Origin of the sequence: Nitrosopumilus sp. Nsub (assembly GCF_001541925.1) — an archaeon.
Taxonomy (GTDB): domain Archaea; phylum Thermoproteota; class Nitrososphaeria; order Nitrososphaerales; family Nitrosopumilaceae; genus Nitrosopumilus.
Window position 1 is genome coordinate 54,740 of sequence record NZ_LQMW01000008.1, and the last position, 15,707, is coordinate 70,446.

25 protein-coding genes are annotated in these 15,707 nt (G+C 29.7%); 15 read left to right on the plus strand and 10 right to left on the minus strand.

Translation table 11 applies throughout. The features are described from left to right. The first annotated feature begins 12 nt into the window (after positions 1-12). Entirely contained in the window at positions 13-231 is a 219-nt protein-coding gene (locus tag AW732_RS01035; protein ID WP_067957232.1) for a hypothetical protein, read from the plus strand. Positions 232-233: 2 nt separating this feature from the next. On the opposite strand, the gene AW732_RS01040 is transcribed toward AW732_RS01035, so the two are convergent. Next, a complete protein-coding gene (locus AW732_RS01040; protein ID WP_067957233.1) occupies positions 234-425 on the minus strand; it encodes a DUF1059 domain-containing protein in 192 nt (63 codons plus the stop codon). 87 nt (positions 426-512) lie between these two features. Here AW732_RS01040 and crcB point away from each other — a divergent pair, with 87 nt between their 5' ends. The 3 genes from crcB (at position 513) to AW732_RS01055 (ending at position 1,490) form a co-directional block, all read left to right on the plus strand. Then, positions 513-893, plus strand: a complete 381-nt coding sequence (crcB, locus tag AW732_RS01045) for a fluoride efflux transporter CrcB (protein ID WP_067957236.1) — start codon at positions 513-515, stop codon at positions 891-893. A gap of 6 nt (positions 894-899) precedes the next feature. Continuing rightward, the gene (locus tag AW732_RS01050; protein WP_067957499.1) at positions 900-1,130 is read left to right on the plus strand and encodes a hypothetical protein; all 231 of its coding nucleotides are present in this window, start codon (positions 900-902) and stop codon (positions 1,128-1,130) included. A 63-nt stretch (positions 1,131-1,193) separates the two neighbouring features. Then, positions 1,194-1,490, plus strand: coding sequence for a hypothetical protein (locus tag AW732_RS01055; RefSeq protein ID WP_067957239.1), 297 nt, complete (start codon positions 1,194-1,196; stop codon positions 1,488-1,490). On the opposite strand, the gene AW732_RS01060 is transcribed toward AW732_RS01055, so the two are convergent. Further along, positions 1,483-2,937, minus strand: coding sequence for a cation:proton antiporter (locus AW732_RS01060; protein WP_067957241.1), 1,455 nt, complete (start codon positions 2,935-2,937; stop codon positions 1,483-1,485). The two genes, AW732_RS01055 and AW732_RS01060, sit on opposite strands and share 8 nt — an antisense overlap. A 105-nt stretch (positions 2,938-3,042) precedes the next feature. On the opposite strand from AW732_RS01060, the gene AW732_RS01065 reads away from it, so the two are divergent. Together AW732_RS01065 and cysC are read left to right on the plus strand one after the other, a co-directional pair. Beyond that, positions 3,043-3,585: a hemerythrin domain-containing protein gene (locus tag AW732_RS01065; RefSeq protein WP_067957244.1), complete on the plus strand. Its 543-nt coding sequence runs from the start codon at positions 3,043-3,045 to the stop codon at positions 3,583-3,585. Between the two features lie 36 nt (positions 3,586-3,621). Then, the gene (cysC, locus tag AW732_RS01070) at positions 3,622-4,137 is read left to right on the plus strand and encodes an adenylyl-sulfate kinase (protein ID WP_067957249.1); all 516 of its coding nucleotides are present in this window, start codon (positions 3,622-3,624) and stop codon (positions 4,135-4,137) included. On the opposite strand, the gene AW732_RS01075 is transcribed toward cysC, so the two are convergent. The 4 genes from AW732_RS01075 to AW732_RS01090 all read right to left on the minus strand — a co-directional run bounded on the left by AW732_RS01075 (position 4,129) and on the right by AW732_RS01090 (position 6,652). Further along, positions 4,129-4,944: a 3'(2'),5'-bisphosphate nucleotidase CysQ gene (locus AW732_RS01075; RefSeq protein WP_067957251.1), complete on the minus strand. Its 816-nt coding sequence runs from the start codon at positions 4,942-4,944 to the stop codon at positions 4,129-4,131. The two genes, cysC and AW732_RS01075, sit on opposite strands and share 9 nt — an antisense overlap. A gap of 13 nt (positions 4,945-4,957) precedes the next feature. After that, positions 4,958-5,167 (minus strand): hypothetical protein, encoded by a 210-nt coding sequence (locus AW732_RS01080; RefSeq protein ID WP_067957255.1) that lies wholly within the window; start codon positions 5,165-5,167, stop codon positions 4,958-4,960. 41 nt (positions 5,168-5,208) lie between these two features. Next, positions 5,209-5,952, minus strand: coding sequence for an SDR family NAD(P)-dependent oxidoreductase (locus AW732_RS01085; protein ID WP_067957257.1), 744 nt, complete (start codon positions 5,950-5,952; stop codon positions 5,209-5,211). Between the two features lie 253 nt (positions 5,953-6,205). Further along, on the minus strand, positions 6,206-6,652 hold the full coding sequence (locus AW732_RS01090; protein ID WP_067957260.1) for a hypothetical protein: 447 nt from the start codon (positions 6,650-6,652) through the stop codon (positions 6,206-6,208). A gap of 115 nt (positions 6,653-6,767) precedes the next feature. Between AW732_RS01090 and AW732_RS01095 the strand changes: the two genes are divergently transcribed. Then, positions 6,768-7,409, plus strand: a complete 642-nt coding sequence (locus AW732_RS01095) for a Snf7 family protein (protein ID WP_067957262.1) — start codon at positions 6,768-6,770, stop codon at positions 7,407-7,409. On the opposite strand, the gene AW732_RS01100 is transcribed toward AW732_RS01095, so the two are convergent. After that, on the minus strand, positions 7,406-7,879 hold the full coding sequence (locus AW732_RS01100) for a transcriptional regulator (RefSeq protein ID WP_067957265.1): 474 nt from the start codon (positions 7,877-7,879) through the stop codon (positions 7,406-7,408). The two genes, AW732_RS01095 and AW732_RS01100, sit on opposite strands and share 4 nt — an antisense overlap. A gap of 232 nt (positions 7,880-8,111) precedes the next feature. Here AW732_RS01100 and AW732_RS01105 point away from each other — a divergent pair, with 232 nt between their 5' ends. The 7 genes from AW732_RS01105 to AW732_RS01135 all read left to right on the plus strand — a co-directional run bounded on the left by AW732_RS01105 (position 8,112) and on the right by AW732_RS01135 (position 12,160). Continuing rightward, positions 8,112-8,399, plus strand: coding sequence for a winged helix-turn-helix domain-containing protein (locus AW732_RS01105; protein ID WP_172790362.1), 288 nt, complete (start codon positions 8,112-8,114; stop codon positions 8,397-8,399). A gap of 96 nt (positions 8,400-8,495) precedes the next feature. Further along, on the plus strand, positions 8,496-9,440 hold the full coding sequence (locus tag AW732_RS01110; protein WP_253805521.1) for a MarR family transcriptional regulator: 945 nt from the start codon (positions 8,496-8,498) through the stop codon (positions 9,438-9,440). Further along, positions 9,437-10,267, plus strand: coding sequence for a hypothetical protein (locus AW732_RS01115; protein ID WP_067957271.1), 831 nt, complete (start codon positions 9,437-9,439; stop codon positions 10,265-10,267). The genes AW732_RS01110 and AW732_RS01115 overlap by 4 nt, the downstream gene beginning before the upstream one ends. Positions 10,268-10,298: 31 nt before the next feature. Beyond that, the gene (locus AW732_RS01120) at positions 10,299-10,493 is read left to right on the plus strand and encodes a hypothetical protein (protein ID WP_067957274.1); all 195 of its coding nucleotides are present in this window, start codon (positions 10,299-10,301) and stop codon (positions 10,491-10,493) included. A gap of 44 nt (positions 10,494-10,537) precedes the next feature. Next, on the plus strand, positions 10,538-11,251 hold the full coding sequence (locus AW732_RS01125) for a 7-carboxy-7-deazaguanine synthase QueE (RefSeq protein ID WP_067957277.1): 714 nt from the start codon (positions 10,538-10,540) through the stop codon (positions 11,249-11,251). Positions 11,252-11,315: 64 nt separating this feature from the next. Next, positions 11,316-11,873 (plus strand): GTP cyclohydrolase I FolE, encoded by a 558-nt coding sequence (folE, locus tag AW732_RS01130; RefSeq protein ID WP_067957280.1) that lies wholly within the window; start codon positions 11,316-11,318, stop codon positions 11,871-11,873. 41 nt (positions 11,874-11,914) lie between these two features. Next, positions 11,915-12,160, plus strand: a complete 246-nt coding sequence (locus tag AW732_RS01135; protein ID WP_067957284.1) for a hypothetical protein — start codon at positions 11,915-11,917, stop codon at positions 12,158-12,160. A gap of 5 nt (positions 12,161-12,165) precedes the next feature. Here the strand turns inward: AW732_RS01135 and AW732_RS01140 are convergent, their stop codons facing one another. From AW732_RS01140 to AW732_RS01150, 3 genes are read right to left on the minus strand one after another with little or no spacing between them, the layout of a single operon-like run. After that, a complete protein-coding gene (locus AW732_RS01140; protein WP_067957287.1) occupies positions 12,166-12,840 on the minus strand; it encodes a 7-cyano-7-deazaguanine synthase in 675 nt (224 codons plus the stop codon). Between the two features lie 14 nt (positions 12,841-12,854). Continuing rightward, positions 12,855-13,778, minus strand: a complete 924-nt coding sequence (locus AW732_RS01145; protein ID WP_067957289.1) for a homoserine kinase — start codon at positions 13,776-13,778, stop codon at positions 12,855-12,857. Then, the gene (locus AW732_RS01150) at positions 13,779-14,537 is read right to left on the minus strand and encodes an ATP/GTP-binding protein (RefSeq protein ID WP_067957293.1); all 759 of its coding nucleotides are present in this window, start codon (positions 14,535-14,537) and stop codon (positions 13,779-13,781) included. A 137-nt stretch (positions 14,538-14,674) separates the two neighbouring features. Here AW732_RS01150 and AW732_RS01155 point away from each other — a divergent pair, with 137 nt between their 5' ends. Next, positions 14,675-15,691, plus strand: a complete 1,017-nt coding sequence (locus AW732_RS01155; protein WP_067957296.1) for a lysylphosphatidylglycerol synthase transmembrane domain-containing protein — start codon at positions 14,675-14,677, stop codon at positions 15,689-15,691. The last annotated feature ends 16 nt before the right edge of the window (positions 15,692-15,707 follow it).

The window sequence follows — 15,707 nt, forward strand, 5'->3', positions numbered from 1 at the left end:
ATTACATTAGTTATGAAACTTTATCTTGATTTTGAGCCTTGTAAGGAATGCAAAGAAATGATGGCTGAATTAAGCAGTCCTGAAATGATTTTTGCTGATGAAAAAACAAGGATTGATCAATCTGCTAAATTTCTCAGACATTTGACATATAATCACAATGAAGTTGTGCAAGCTGTAATGGAAGAACTTCCAAAACAGAAAAAAGATCAAGAACCTGATTTTTATCAATAATATTATTTTTTAATTGATTCTAAAGAATGTCCACGATTTGTAATCATTTGTGTAACTGCTTCTATAGTATAATCAAGTCCATGTTCTTCTTCAAAATGATCTCTTAATTTTTCTATTAGACCTACAGTTAATTCTTCATCTAGAGTAAGATTACATTCATAACCATAATCACTACATCGTAATTTTATCGACATATTGGTTTTGAATCTTCAAAGCTATAAAAATGTGGGCACGTTTCTTTGATAATATAACTAATAAGCTCTAATGACAATTTCATATCAATGAAAGGTTTGGAATTTATTTTTCTTGGAATAGGTTCTGTTTTAGGTGCATTTCTAAGATACAAACTTACTGAATCACCACTAATTTTCAATACTTTACCTGTTAACGTTTTGATAGTCAATATTGTTGGAGCATTTATTCTTGGAATATTTGTAGTCATTTCACAACAATGGCATCTTGATTCAAAATATTCCTTGTTTGCTGCTGTTGGTTTTTGTGGTTCATTGACTACAATGTCAGCTTTTGCACTTGATTCTAGTAATCTGCTTGAAAGTAATCAATACGTTTCATTTCTTGTTAATATTTTCACAAACGTTGGATTATCTATTGCAGCCTTGATAGGAGGAAAATCCTTAATGACTTCAATAATTAATAATTAATTGAAGATGGTTTATTCATATCAGGTAGTAAAATTTCAAACAATTTCATTCGTAAATGGAGTTCATTGGTCTCAATCTGTTGGAGATAAAGGAATCTTATACAAATCACTAAAAGATCCATTTTCAAAACTTATTGTACAGTCACTAAATGGTTCAAAAAAATTATACCATATCCCAAAGGACAGAACAGTTGTTGTCAATAATGACACCGTACATTTTCTAGGTGAACCTGCTTAAACAGTATTTTTAAGACTGATAAATATCAAATTCAATTTATATCACTAATTTTGTGGTAGTGTATTGTTAGAATTAACCAAAAAAGTATTTGGAAATATAATGACCCAAGAAATTATTGGTGCTGAACCACCTATTTCTGAAATAAAAATTAGATTTGAAAAAGAGCTTGAAATCTTAGTAAAAAATTTAGAAATAATTTCAAAACAAGATTTAGAAAACCTCTTAGAGCAACAAAAAATCTCTCAAAAACATGTCAATACTAGACCTGGAGCTATGGCTTTAGATCAACCAAAAATTCAGTTGTTTAATCATTTTAACGACAAATATCTTAAAAAAATTAATGAAAAATTTACTATTTAGAATCATCTGATGATTTAACAAATCCGCCATCAAATTTTCCGTGATATTCATCTACTTCAGTAGCAATTTCATTATCTGGTGAATCATCTGATGGTTTAACAAATCCTCCTCGAATTGAATCAGGTGGTGGAATTTTCTTTGATTTTCCTAATCCTATAGTTGTAATTATAACAGAAGATAGAATTATGAAAAATATCATCTGTGGATATGCTTCAGCATTTGGTAATCCCATGGTAATTGGATAAGTTGCAAGTACTGCTGCAGCTAACCCTCTCGGAATCATTGAATTTGTTACAGATTTATCTAATCTGGAAAATCTTTTTGTTAAAACAGCTTTTACAACACCAGCTCTACCAACAAATACTGCAATTGTAATGACAATTCCAAAAATCATGTATTCAATTTGTCCAAATGTTGCCATTAATCCAACAAATACAAAGAAAAATGATCTTACCAAAAATGTTAGTTGATTGTGAGTTGGATCATCCATCTCAATTCTAGGAACTTTAAATCTAAGAATTCTAGAAAGATGTCTTTTGTTACCAATCATTAAACCAAACACTAATGCTGTTAATGCACCTGATTCTCCAAATGAATTTGCCAAGAAAAATAGTACGAATAAGATTGATAATGTTAACATGTACGCATGTTGAGCATTTCCAAGTTTTGTTGAAATATACATCCAGGGTATTCCAACACCAAATCCTAGAACTAATCCGACAATTACTGCTCTACCAATTGTTTCTTGTAATGTTTGTAAATCAAAATGACCTGCTAGAACAGCCTCAAACAAAATAAATGCGATAATTGTCGCAAGAATATCAGTTACTGCTGACTCAAAACTTAAAATTGATTTTGTTTCTTCTGAAATTCTGATATTTCTGACTAAACCAAAAACAATTGCTGAACTACTACCTCCAACAATTGAAGCTAACAAAATACTTTCTAACCATGTCCATTCTAATACATAATGAGTTGCAACTGAAATTATTATCACTGATAAAATAAAACCAATTATTGCTAATGTTACTGAATAATGTGCAGTTTTTACAACATGTTTAATATCTAAATTTAATCCTCCATCAAACATAATAATTATCAATGCAAGTGCGGCAAAATATGGTACAACTTGAATTACAGCTTCAGCTTGAATTATTCCAAATACTGGTCCTATTATCACTCCTAGAATCATTAAAAATGCTACGTCTGGAATTCCTGTTTTTTTAAAAAATGCTTCACCTGCAACTCCAAGAAAAATTACAACTCCTGCTGCAAGTAATATGATGGGTGCAGTAGCAATTGGTTCATCTTGTATCGATAGTGATGAAATTGAAGTTTGAATTTCTGTTATCTTATTCAAAATAACTGATGAATTTATTTCTGAAAATGAAAAACCTTCAATTTGTGAAGTGAACAAATTCAATATTGCTAAAGTAACTGTATTCATTATTAATTGATTGAAATTCTATATGGTTAAAAAGTAAACTGAATTTTTCATGAGTGTTTTGATTATTTGTAAAACATTAAATCCAATACACGAATATTTTTCTTATTGAGTGCAACTGATTCATTACGTGAAGATCATAAACAAATTAGACGATTAGATAAAATTATCATAAAATGTTATACTGATCTTTATGCAGGTAAAAATATTCCAATATCAGATTTAGAAAAAATTACAATTGTTATTGAAGAATTCTTTGATTCAATTCATTATTCACGAGAAGAGGACTCATATTTTCCATGTGTTGCAAGCTATGATCATTTAAAGCAAGAAATACGAGCGTTATTGATAGAACATGAATTTTCAAGAAGAATTGCAGTTCAAATAAAAAAACATGTTAAAAGATGGAAAAATGGTGAAGATGCAAGAGAACCTGTCGCAAGATTTTTGAAAACATATTCAACTTATCTTATGGATCATATGAAAAAGGAAGAAAATTTCTTTGATAAGGCTGAAGCTGAAATAATTTCTAAAGAGGAAGAATTAGAAATGTATGAGCAATTCAAATCTGTAATGACTGTTTCAAAAAAAATGGAAGATATGATTAAAGAAATTGATTATTTAGAAAATCAAAATTGGGCCAAAAGTTAACGTAAACTCTTTATTAGTAATTTCAATATTTTTAGCATGAAACCTTTCATTCTTTGGATGACTGGTCTTCCTTGTTCAGGTAAGACCACAATTGTAAAAGATTTGCAGAAAGATATTCCAAATTTGGCAATGCTTGATGGTGATGAATTAAGAGAATGGTTCTCACCAAAAGATTTCTCAAAAGCAGGACGTGATGAGCATAACAAAAAAGTTGCTCATTTAGCTAAGCTTTTGCTAAATCACGGTGTTCCAAGTGTAGTATCTCTAGTTTCACCATATGCTGAAAATAGAGAAAATGCTAGAGAAATAATTTCTGCAGGTGACCAATTTGCAGAAGTGTACGTCAAGTGTTCATTAGCAAAATGTGAAGAAAGAGATGTCAAAGGCATGTACGCCAAGGCTCGAAAAGGAGAAATCAAAGGATTTACAGGAATTGATGATCCGTACGAAGCTCCAGAAAAAGCAGATTTAGTTATAGATACTGAACATGAACCTCTTGCAGATAGTGCAAATAAAGTAAAGGACTTTCTTAATGAAAGAAACCTACTCTAATTTTTTAAATTCCTCTAAAATTTTATCATGAATTAATCCATTAGTCACTAAAATGCCATTTTGATGGTGTACATTTTTGTTGTTATATGTTAATTCATTTCCTAACATATCTGTCATTTTTCCACCAGCTTCTGTAATGAGACAATAAGATGCAGCTGTGTCCCATTCTTTCATTTTGTTTGTTGTAGTAATGTATGCCTCTGCTTCACCTGAACTAATTTTACCAACTTTTAACGAACTTCCAATACTTGTAAAATCTTTAATTCCTATTTTTTTAATGAATTTTTTTTCTTTATCTGATAGATGATGTCTGGAACCTATTGTTCTACATTTAGAGAGTTCAGAAGTTTTAGTAACAAAAATTTTCTCCCATTTATTATCTGAATATCTAAATGCACCATAATTTTTTTGTCCAACAAATAATATTTTTTCTGTAGGCCATGCAATTACTCCTAAAATTGGTTTTTGGTTTTGTATCAATGCAATCATTACTGTAAATTCACCAGTTTTGTCAATAAAATCTGAAGTTCCATCAAGTGGATCTACTATCCAAATCGTTTCTTTTGATAATCTATTTTTGTTATCAACATCTTCTTCTGAAAGAATTGAGTGATTTGTTACTGAGAGAATTTCATTAATTATTTTATTACTTTGTAAATCTGCATCTGTTACAGGCGAATCATCAGATTTAGTGAATGTTTTGTAATCTTTCTCATAAATTTCTAAAATTGCATTTCCGGCTTCTTGTGCAGCTTTTATTGCAATATCTAATTCAGGGATTTTATTTGAAATTGGAATATTGTTCAATTGTGATATTCTCTTATGTTGTTAATTCTGGTTTTAATGACCATGCAACTCCTAAAATTATGAATGGAATTGACATTACTCCTATAATTCCTAAAATGGTGTTAAATTGATCTGCTGAAACTGCCGGATTGTTAATTATCCATGGTAATGGTAATGTAATTACTATCCAAATTACCCCCAGTAGAATAATTAGTTTAGCTCTAAATTTTTTCTTATCTTCCACGATATTTCGTAATGTCTGGGGTGTATTAAATTCATGTGAATTTATTTAATTGATTCTCCACCATCAACTGTCAGTACTGCTCCAGTTACCCAAGATGCATCATTTGATGTAAAATATAATGCAGCTTTTCCAATTTCTTCAGGTTGACCAATTCTTCCTAATGGATGTTCATTATTCATAAATTCTACATCTTTTTGATTTTTTAAAAATGGTTTTGTCATATCTGTATCTACTACTCCTGGACAAATACAATTAACTCTAATTTTGTCTTTAGCATATTCTAATGCCCAACATTTTGTAAGTACAATTAAAGCGGCTTTTGTCGCAGAATATGCATCTGCATTAAATCCTTGATATGCCTTTAATCCTGCATCAGATGAAATATTGATTATACAACCTGATGTTTTTTGTAAATATGGAATTGCTTCTTTAGTAAATCTAAACTGTCCAGTTAAGTTAACATCTAATACATCATTCCATTCTTCTTCATCAATTTTATGTAATTGTTTTATTTTTGGAAATATTCCTGCATTGTTTACTAAAATATCTAATTTGCCAAATTTTTTAATTGTTTGATTTACTACATTTTGAACTTGGCTCATTTTTTTAATGTCGCATGTTATTCCAAATGAGTTTGAAATTTTTGCTTCAGCTTCTTTTATTCTATCAGAATTTTTTGCTGTAATTACTACTGATGCTCCATTTTCTGATAAAACTTTGGCAATCGCAAATCCAATTCCTCGACTTCCGCCCGTAACTAAAGCAACTTTACCATCTAATTTCATCAGTTTTAAAATCCAAATTCGTAATTTATAGATCGATTTATTGAAAAATTATTAAAATAATTTGAATAAATTCATTATAATTAGAAATTATTTTTAAAAAATGTTAAATATTAAAATTTTCTATAGTAATTAATGTCGAAAGTTGTTATTTCTATCGACTAACTTGCGTAACCCCGCAGAACGAAAAAGGCACTCAGGCGTTTAGACGCTTGACCACAAGAGGAAATCTCTAAGTGTTCTGCAGTTATGGGGTTTACGCCTCTATCTTGATCAAATCTACTGATACTGAACCATTTACGTTCCCATTTGGATCAATATGGATTGAAATTTCCTCTGATGAATCAATCACAATTTTTTCATTTCCATTATATTCCCATGTGAAATATTTTGTAGTTTCAGATTCATGTGGAATACCTATGAGCTTAAAATTTTCCCTCATCTCAAAATTTTGACCAATTAATTTTATTGATAAAATTTCAGGACTACTGCCATTAGGCACAAATCTAAAAAAATATGTTCCTGATTCAATCAAAAATTTATCAGTATAAACACCATTAGTGTATAGTCCAGGCTCTGCTAAAGTAATATGAAATACAATTTCATCAGAATTTACTTTTTCATCTGATAAACCTGTTATCCAACCAAATCCAATAAATGCAATAATCGGTATTATCAACAAAATCACAATTTTTTTATCCATAAACAAAATCACAAATTCTCTTATAAAAAATATTTTTACTTCAGCTAACTAAATTTCACGTCCTGTTAAGCAATTTTTACACTTGAAATTAAGTAATAATTTCAGAATCTAATTTATGACTGGTCTTAATGATAAATGGTCTAAACAACCTAAAACAGGTATAGCTGATAAAATTAATGATACAATTAAGCCTAAAGGTCCATTAAAACCACGAGTTCAAGATGGTATTAAAAAATTACAATTACAAATCAAAAAATTAGATTCTATGTTAACTAGTTTGCAAGACCGTGATGCAAAATTATTTCAACGAATTGTTACTGCAACACAAAATCATGATGTTCAAACTAGCAAAGTATTAGGAAATGAGTTAGCTGAAGTCAGAAAAGTTACAAAAATTTTAAGCAGTGCTAGAATTGCTTTAGAACAAATTGAATTAAGATTATCAACATGTAATGATCTAGGTGATACTGTAGTAGCTATGGTTCCAACAATGGGTTTAATGAAGAATCTAAAATCATCACTAGGAAAAGTGATGCCTGGTGCTGAACAAGAAATTGGTCAAATGGCTGAAATGCTTGGAGGATTTATGACTGAAAGTTTCGCAGGAGATGCAGCATTTGGTATTGATGAAACTACTAATGCAGAATCTGAGAAAATTTTACAAGAAGCATCTGCTGTTGCTGAAAGTTCAACTGGTGAAATGTTCCCATCTGTTCCATCTACTAGTAAAGAACAAACAAGTTCAAAATTTTTCTAATTTTCTACAGAATCTCTACTTTCTTTAATTTGTCTAACTTTGTTACCTTCTTCACCTACGATAGTATCAATACCTGAAAGTTTATCTCTTAAGTTATTGATAATTGTGGCAACCTCATCTGCTTCATTTTCTACTTTCATTCTTTTATCAGCCAGTTCTTGAATTCCTCTATTCTCTTCATCAATGTATTCACTAACTTTTTCTAATTTTTCTTTAAGATTTTTGATATCTACTGACTCTTCCTCAATATCTTTTTCAAGCATGGTTCTTTTATCCTTAAGATTTTTTATCATTAAACCAACATAGTCAATTGCCTCTTCTAATTTTGCACGTTTTCCCATTAATTCGCCAATTCCTATTGTAGATTCATTATTTGTTGATGTTTCTACTGACTCTTCTTCATTTACATTCTCTTCAATTCTTTCTTCCGTCATTTCTCCTCCTTTTTCTTCTTTGAACTTATCAAACATTTTATGATTTCTTATTGAAATTGGGAATAAAAAGTTATTACGAATCTCAAAGCTGACCTTGTGAATGAATTTTGATCCAATTTTTTAGCCTCATTTATGATACAAATTTTGATAAAATTCTCATTTTTACCAAAAATGGGGGATTTTTTTCAGTGAAACAGGTGTTCCGCTATGTGTTCCGCTATAAAGTTTCAAAATGTTCCTCATTAACAACACCATTCTATACTAATGCATGTCAAAACAACAGTATAGGTCCGAAATGGGCATAATGGGTGATATCCTAGATGTTACTGCTAATGGTGGTCGTGAAGGAATCATTGTATCTGCAATCTCTCGAAAAGCCAACCTATCTCACTATGCAGTATTAGACAAATGTGAGAAATTGGTAGACGCTGGCTTAGTAGAATCAGTCAAAAATGATAGAAATAGAGTCTTTCAAATAACTGAAAAAGGTCTAGGCTTTTTCCAAGAATTCAAAAGATTCCAAAGTCTAGTAGAGAGCATGAATCTAAGGTATTGATCCCTGTTGACCCTATTAATCGAACCAATCCAATCGAAAATATCTCTAGGAGAAGAGGGAATACTTTTTGTAAGGAATGATAGTATCTTTGACACGATGGTCAAAGTACACCTTTTGGTAGCTAGTATGATAATTGTAGCATCCCTACTACCAATCCAGTCTTCCTTTAGTTCTCCTAGAGATCTTGATCTAATAATTTATCCAGATGGCTCAACTCACGTTTCAGCAGAAATTGATGTTGATCCATTTTTAACAGATTACGAAGTAAATCTTTTTGGAAGTACAATCGATAATTTAGTGGTTATAGGAGATAATGGATTTCTATTGGATGTTGATATCCTATATGATACGGCTTTAATCCAAACTTTTGGTTCATCTGAAATTACTATTGAATATGATATTCATGACTTAGTATCAAAACAAGGTAGATTGTGGACATTCTCTTTAGACTCTCCTTCTGATTTTACATTACTATTGCCAAAAAATTCTGCTATTGTTGGAATGACTAACCTTCCATTGAATATGGAAATTATTAATGAACAAAACCAATTAACGTTATCTTCAGGTTCAACTGAAATAGATTATTTTTTTAGTGCTAATTCAATTTCAAATCCAATTGAAGAGATAAAAAACGAAGAAGATAATTCTTTGAATACAATTATTGCTGGAATAGTTGGTGGAATTATTGCCATTGCTTTAGTTTCTATAATCATAATTGTTAGAAAAAGACAAAAAAACGTTGAAGTGATTGATAAAACAATAGATGAGATTGTAACAATTCAGAAAAATGATACTTTAGATCTTGAAACAATTTTTAAATTAAAACCTGATTTAAGAGAGGATGACAAAGAACTAGTCAAATTTATTTTTGATAATAATGGTGAATCTCTCGAAAGTGAATTACGTAAGAATTTCTTACAACCTAGAACTACAATGTGGCGTGCAGTAAAACGATTAGAACGTGAAGGTATTATTGAAATAGAAAAGAAAGATTTACAAAATTTGGTAAAATTACGCAAGAATATGGAGGAAGATAATTGAAAAAATTAGCATTATTTGCAATCATTGTTTTGATTTTTGGTACAATTTCTCCATCATTAGCTAATCAAGCATATGGACAAAACGATCCAAATATTCTCTTGCGTATTGCCATACAAGCAGATAAACAAATTGTAAATCAATTAGATAAAAAATATGAAAATGAAATACCAAATAATATCAATATTTTATATGAAAAAGGTCATAGAGCAGTTGAATCCTTAGATAAATCATTATCATATAATGATATTGAAAAAGCTAAACAAGATTTCCTTTCAGCAATGAACTCATTTATGCAAATTTCTAGAATTATTTCACAATCTTCAGAAAAGGTAATTGTAGTAAATGTATCACAAAAATCTAATCAAAACTTGGAATCTAAACTTGATAGATTAGAAAAATATGTAAAAACTTTAGAATCAATTTCTCAAAAACATAAAATCAAACAAAATGATGATAATTTCACTACAGTTTATTCACTAATTCAAGACATACGTAACCAAATCAAAATTGATGAAGATTCCTCAAAAAACCTCAATGAATTACAAGATCTTATAAAATCTATCAAGAATGAAATACGTAATTCTATAGCTGAAAAACAATCTAATGCTATCAAAATTTTCTTTAAAAAATTCCTAGTTCAAATTGATCAAAAATTAATGCAAGCAAAAGATCTGGGTAGAGATCAAATTGAAATTGATAATGCAAATGAATTAATTCTTGAAATTAGAGAATTACTTTCAAAAAATCAAATAAATGATGCAAAAAAAGTCTATTCTGAATTAAAAGTTGTTCTAAAAAATATTGGAATTTCAGTCAAGATAACATAAGCTTCATATACATTTTCTAAAGAGTTTCAACATGGTCTCAAAATCCATTATTGTTGGAGTAGGTATTCCAATGATTGTAGTTGGTGCTTTAATGGCTTGGTTATGGTCTCCAATGGGTGGAGAATTACAAAGTCAAGTTGAATTGATTGGTAGCACAATTGGGATTTTGGGTGTAGTCTTCTTTATTTCTGGATTATTTTATACTAAAGAACCGAAAATTGTATAGATTAAACTCATTAAATAAATAATGAAAAAAATTAGTATTGTTACTTGAAAGTAAGACTATTTGAAATATTTACATCAGTTGAGGGAGAAGGTATTCTTTATGGAACAAAAACTCTTTTTGTAAGACTTGCTGGATGTCCTTTCACATGTTTTTACTGTGATACAAAAGAATCATTACCGCTTGATTCTGGTACGGAATATTCAATTGATGAAGCAACTAAATTAATTGATTCTAATTTACAAAATCAAACTTACAAAGTAAATTTTACTGGAGGTGATCCTCTTATTCAACATCAAGCTGTTGCTCAATTAGCAAAACATATTCAGATGAAAAAAATTCCTACATATTTAGAATCATCCTGTTTTGATATTGATCGTTTTAATCATGTTTTGCCTTATTTTGATATAATAAAAATAGAATTTAAAACAAAAGATTCTGATTTTGTAGATTCAGAACATTATGAAAAATTAATTTCTCATACAATGAAATGTCTTGAATCTTCTGTAAATTCCAAAAAAACAACTTTTATCAAAATAGTTGTTAGTTCTAAAACTCAACCAACTGAATTCAAAAAATTAATTGAAAATATTTTTGAAATTATTTCAAAAGAGAACATTGATGGATTTGTAATTCAGCCCACATATGGAATTTCTGAACCTTCACTGGATTTATTGCTTAATTTCTATGACATAGTATTTCCATATTATATCGACGTAAAGGTGGTTCCTCAATTACATAAATTCATTGGAGCACCATAGCATTAGCACCTGCTTAAAAATCAGATTAGGTTCAAATACTAGAAAAAATGGATAAAATTACAAAATGGATGAAGAACGTGTAAAAAAACTCGTAAGAGAATTGATAATTGAAGTAGGTGAAGACCCCACCCGTGAAGGATTGAGAGAAACTCCTAAACGAATTGCAAATATGTATAAAGAAATTTTTGGTGGTTATGACTCAGATTCAGAATTATCTGTACAATTTTCTGAGGATTCTGATGTAGTAATTGCACGAGATATTCAATTTTATTCAATGTGTGAACATCATATGTTGCCATTTTATGGTAAAATTCACATTGCTTATTCTCCAAATGGAAGAGTTTTTGGAATCTCAAAATTAGTTAGATTAGTTGAAAAATACTCAAAAAGATTACAAATTCAAGAACGTATAACTAAAAATATTGCCGATGAATTGTATGCCCAAGGTGTAAAAGGTGTAGCAATATTTGTTGATGCTGAACATCTTTGTATGAAAATGCGAGGCGTTAGAAATGATGCAACTCTTTCTTCATCAGCATTTAGAGGAATTTATGAAAATAAAGAAGAAAAAGAGGGTATTTTGGCACTAATTAGAAAACGCTCTTCAGATTTACCATTTTAAGAATCTCAAAAATTAAATAATCAAAATTTTTCATCATCAATATGGGTAAAGCAAATCCATATGTTCACATTCCGAAAGAGTCATTTCCAAGTTGGATTTGGTATGCTGCTGAATGCGTTGGTCTTATTGTAATTGCATTTCTATCAGCAGTATTCATTACTGATACATTTGAGGATTTAACTACAGAACAACATAATTACATGATTACTGGAATTTTTGCATCATTCTTTTTAGTTTGGTATGTGATTATCAGAAGTTTAATTCTAAAAAAGAAAATTTTAAGATAATTTAATTATTTTAGATATTTTGTTTTATCTGTAATTCCTGCTTTTTCAAATGCAATTTTTCTATTATTACAAGATTCACAAATCCCACAATGAGATTTTTTATTAGCATAACAACTCCAAGTCTTAAAGATTGAATCACCCAAATTCTTTAAACCTGATTTTAACAAGTCACTCTTTGACAATCCCTTTCTATATGGTGACCAAATTTCAATACTTTTTCGTAATTTTGAATTTATTCCATCTATTTCCCCTTCATTAAATGCATTTTCTAATTTTTTTGCAAATTTTGGACGACAATCCGGATAATTTGTGTCTCCAGTATGTGCACCATAAACTACTAGTGATGCATTAAGTGTAAATGCCCATGCAGATGCTATTGAAAGAAACACTGCATTTCTAATTGGAACAACAATAGAATATTCAAATTTTGTAGGAATTTTTCTTTTTGTACTAGTTAAAACATTTGAATTTCCATAAAGATTTTTCATAAAATCTATATCAATAATTTTATGTTCTTTTAAACCAAGTTTTTTTGCAAAAGATTTGGCAGCATTAATTTCCATATTTGCTTTTTGACCATATGAAAATGTAATTCCATATAGATCATATTTTGATTTTAATAATGATGCAACACATACTGAATCCACCCCACCACTAAACACAATTACTGCTTTTTTCATATTCCCTCATCTGATTATTTTTTTTGGTGAATTGCACCCTTACTTGGTTTACAGATTATTGTTTGACAATCAATATTTTTTGATTTAAAGCCCCTTGACATTGCCGAACTAATTTTCTTTAAATCAAATGAATTTTTTGAAAATGCAATTACTGAAGGACCTGCTCCACTAATCGTTACACCATATGCACCTGCTTTTAGCGCATTTTGTTTCACTTTGTCGAATCCTGGAATCATATGTTTTCTTGCTGGTTCTACAACTACATCTTGAATCGAATTTCCAATTAACTCTGAATCTTTATTCAAAAATCCTGCAACTATAGCAGATGCATTTGCTAAATTTTGTACAGAATCTGTTAATTTTACTTTTTTAGGAATAACTCCTCTTGAAACTTTAGTTTTCTTTTTAGGAACACCAATTTTTGGAACAGCAACACACATTCTAAGATTAGTTGGTGAATTGATTGAAATAACATTTAATGGATTTGTTTTAACAATAACAAATCCTCCTAAAACTGATGCTGCAACGTTATCATAATGAATTGTTCCTGCACTAGCTTTTTCGCCAAACCCTGCAAATTCTACTAATTCATTTGAACTTAATTTAAGATTGAATAATTTACTAAATGCTACTGCAGTTGCAGCTGCAGAACCTGCACTGCTTCCCATTCCAAATCCAGCTGGAATTCCTTTTTTAATTTGAATTTCAACACCATTTTGAATTTTTAATTTCTTTTTCATATTTTTTACAACCAATCCAGCTGTATTGTTTTCTGGATTTGTAGGAATGTTGTCATCTGTAACTATTGTAATCCCTTTTTTTGTTTTTGTTAGTGTAACTTCATCATAAAATGCATCTATAGCTAAACCAAATGTGTCAAATCCTGGACCTAAATTGGCCGTAGATGATGGTGCTTTAACTGTAATTTTTGATACCAACTAATCTTCTACCTCCTCACCTAAATTAAGAATTCTGCTTAATGCACTCTCAAGATTTACAATTCCATCTCCAGTTAAATTGGAAATTGGAATTAATCCTTGTTCATATTCACTTAGATTTAATCCTCGTAGAATACTTGTAGTCAATGAATATGTTTCACCATCTGTATCATTAGATATTGCATTTTCTAATGTATTCATATTTGTTGACCATTGTAAAATATCTTTTAATTTAGTATCTATTACATCTGTTTTTGTAATTGCATTAATTGTTGGTAAATTAAGTCGTAGTCTAATTGATGTTGCAAGAAGTGCAATTGATACAAAATTTACTGGAGTAGTAATAATTGAACCATCAAAAAGAAAAATACTTGCTTTTTCATCAGATGTAATTTGATCTATAATGAATCTTCCACTAGAACGATATGCAAATAATTCAATTTGGCCTGGAGTATCGACAATAAGATAATCGGGATTGATATTATTCACATCATTTTGAATCTCATCAATTTTTGATGCAATCAAATCATTTGCCATTACCAATCCTCCATTTGGTCCAAGATTGTATTCTTGCATAATTGAAACATAATCTACATAATCTCTAACATCTACATCACAATTGTAAGGCATACTTTCAACACCTGGATCTAAATTTAATATTGCAGAAAAAGCACCATTTCTTGTATAATATTCATGTAATTTTGACACAAGTGATGATTTTCCTGAACCAGCCGTTCCAGTAACAAAAATTGTTTTCAATCTGTGTAGATTTCTCTTCTTTGCTTATATTTCAAACTAGATTATAATCAAAAAATTTTTTGAGCCTAGAATTAGGCACTATGATTTACTGCTTTTTTCATCAACTTTCATATTTGATTCCTTAAAAAAAAATTCAAATGAACTGGAGACTAGTAGCTATACCTGTTACTTTAATCCCCATAATTCTAATTGCTATTCAATTTGATATTCAACCAGAAGATATTCTTGCAATTGGTGTATTTCCATTTATTGGCGCAATTATTGCAATGATGATAAAATTAGTTTTACAAGGAGTAAAATTTGCATATATTACAAAAAAATATCTTGGGGATACTGATTCATTTCTAAAATTAGTTGGTGTAAGAGTAGGTAGTGAATTCATTAAATTTACAACACCAATGTTTATTGGAGCAGAATTTATTGTAATTTATTACTTAAAGAAAAAAGGAATAGAACTTTCAAGAGCAACATGGATTGCACTTGTTGATATTGTTACTGAAGTACTTGCTGCAGGTATATTATCAATGATAGCAGGAATTATTGCATTATTGAACGGTGCATATGTTGTTGGAATAGTAATTTTAGCTACTAGCATATCAATTACCACATTATGGATGGTCATGTTTATGTTATCTTCTAAACATACATTTCAAGTTCCAAATGTTTTACAATTACTTATTAAAAAATTGGCAAAACAAAAAGGTACAAAAATTGTTGATCAAGCAAATGACTGGATGGAAGAAACATGTACTATCATTAGAGAAAACTTTAGAAGACCAGAATCTAAAAAAATCTTCGCTGTTTCATTTCTAGTTTCAATTGTGTCTTGGTCATTTTATGGAATATCCTTTATGATTATTGCTATAGGAACTGGTTTAATCATAAATCCATTTGACTCAATAATGGCAGTAATGGGTGCAAATGCAATTGGTAATTTACCTATCACAATTGGCGGTTCAGGCTTGGCTGAATTTGGAATTATAGCCTATCTCAATAATCTAAATCCATTTGATTTTACTATCACTGAAGGAATTCTAGGTTGGGATGCCGTAATCGGATGGAGAATCGCAACATATTATGTTCCAATAGCAATTACGTGGCTATTATTAGTAAAATTAGCCTTGAGCAAAATTCCAAAAACAGAAAATAAATAGAAACCACTTTATCATT

Bases quoted from the DNA above. Each gene is read 5' to 3' on its own strand.
- AW732_RS01085 (WP_067957257.1), bottom strand. From the start codon at position 5,952: ATGAAATTAGATGGTAAAGTTGCTTTAGTTACGGGCGGAAGTCGAGGA.
- AW732_RS01060 (WP_067957241.1), bottom strand. From the start codon at position 2,937: ATGAATACAGTTACTTTAGCAATATTGAATTTGTTCACTTCACAAATT.
- crcB (WP_067957236.1), top strand. From the start codon at position 513: ATGAAAGGTTTGGAATTTATTTTTCTTGGAATAGGTTCTGTTTTAGGT.
- folE (WP_067957280.1), top strand. From the start codon at position 11,316: ATGGATGAAGAACGTGTAAAAAAACTCGTAAGAGAATTGATAATTGAA.
- AW732_RS01050 (WP_067957499.1), top strand. From the start codon at position 900: ATGGTTTATTCATATCAGGTAGTAAAATTTCAAACAATTTCATTCGTA.
- cysC (WP_067957249.1), top strand. From the start codon at position 3,622: ATGAAACCTTTCATTCTTTGGATGACTGGTCTTCCTTGTTCAGGTAAG.
- AW732_RS01110 (WP_253805521.1), top strand. From the start codon at position 8,496: ATGGTCAAAGTACACCTTTTGGTAGCTAGTATGATAATTGTAGCATCC.
- AW732_RS01040 (WP_067957233.1), bottom strand. From the start codon at position 425: ATGTCGATAAAATTACGATGTAGTGATTATGGTTATGAATGTAATCTT.
- AW732_RS01135 (WP_067957284.1), top strand. From the start codon at position 11,915: ATGGGTAAAGCAAATCCATATGTTCACATTCCGAAAGAGTCATTTCCA.
- AW732_RS01120 (WP_067957274.1), top strand. From the start codon at position 10,299: ATGGTCTCAAAATCCATTATTGTTGGAGTAGGTATTCCAATGATTGTA.
- AW732_RS01100 (WP_067957265.1), bottom strand. From the start codon at position 7,879: ATGTTTGATAAGTTCAAAGAAGAAAAAGGAGGAGAAATGACGGAAGAA.
- AW732_RS01090 (WP_067957260.1), bottom strand. From the start codon at position 6,652: ATGGATAAAAAAATTGTGATTTTGTTGATAATACCGATTATTGCATTT.
- AW732_RS01155 (WP_067957296.1), top strand. From the start codon at position 14,675: ATGAACTGGAGACTAGTAGCTATACCTGTTACTTTAATCCCCATAATT.
- AW732_RS01105 (WP_172790362.1), top strand. From the start codon at position 8,112: ATGTCAAAACAACAGTATAGGTCCGAAATGGGCATAATGGGTGATATC.
- AW732_RS01140 (WP_067957287.1), bottom strand. From the start codon at position 12,840: ATGAAAAAAGCAGTAATTGTGTTTAGTGGTGGGGTGGATTCAGTATGT.
- AW732_RS01095 (WP_067957262.1), top strand. From the start codon at position 6,768: ATGACTGGTCTTAATGATAAATGGTCTAAACAACCTAAAACAGGTATA.
- AW732_RS01035 (WP_067957232.1), top strand. From the start codon at position 13: ATGAAACTTTATCTTGATTTTGAGCCTTGTAAGGAATGCAAAGAAATG.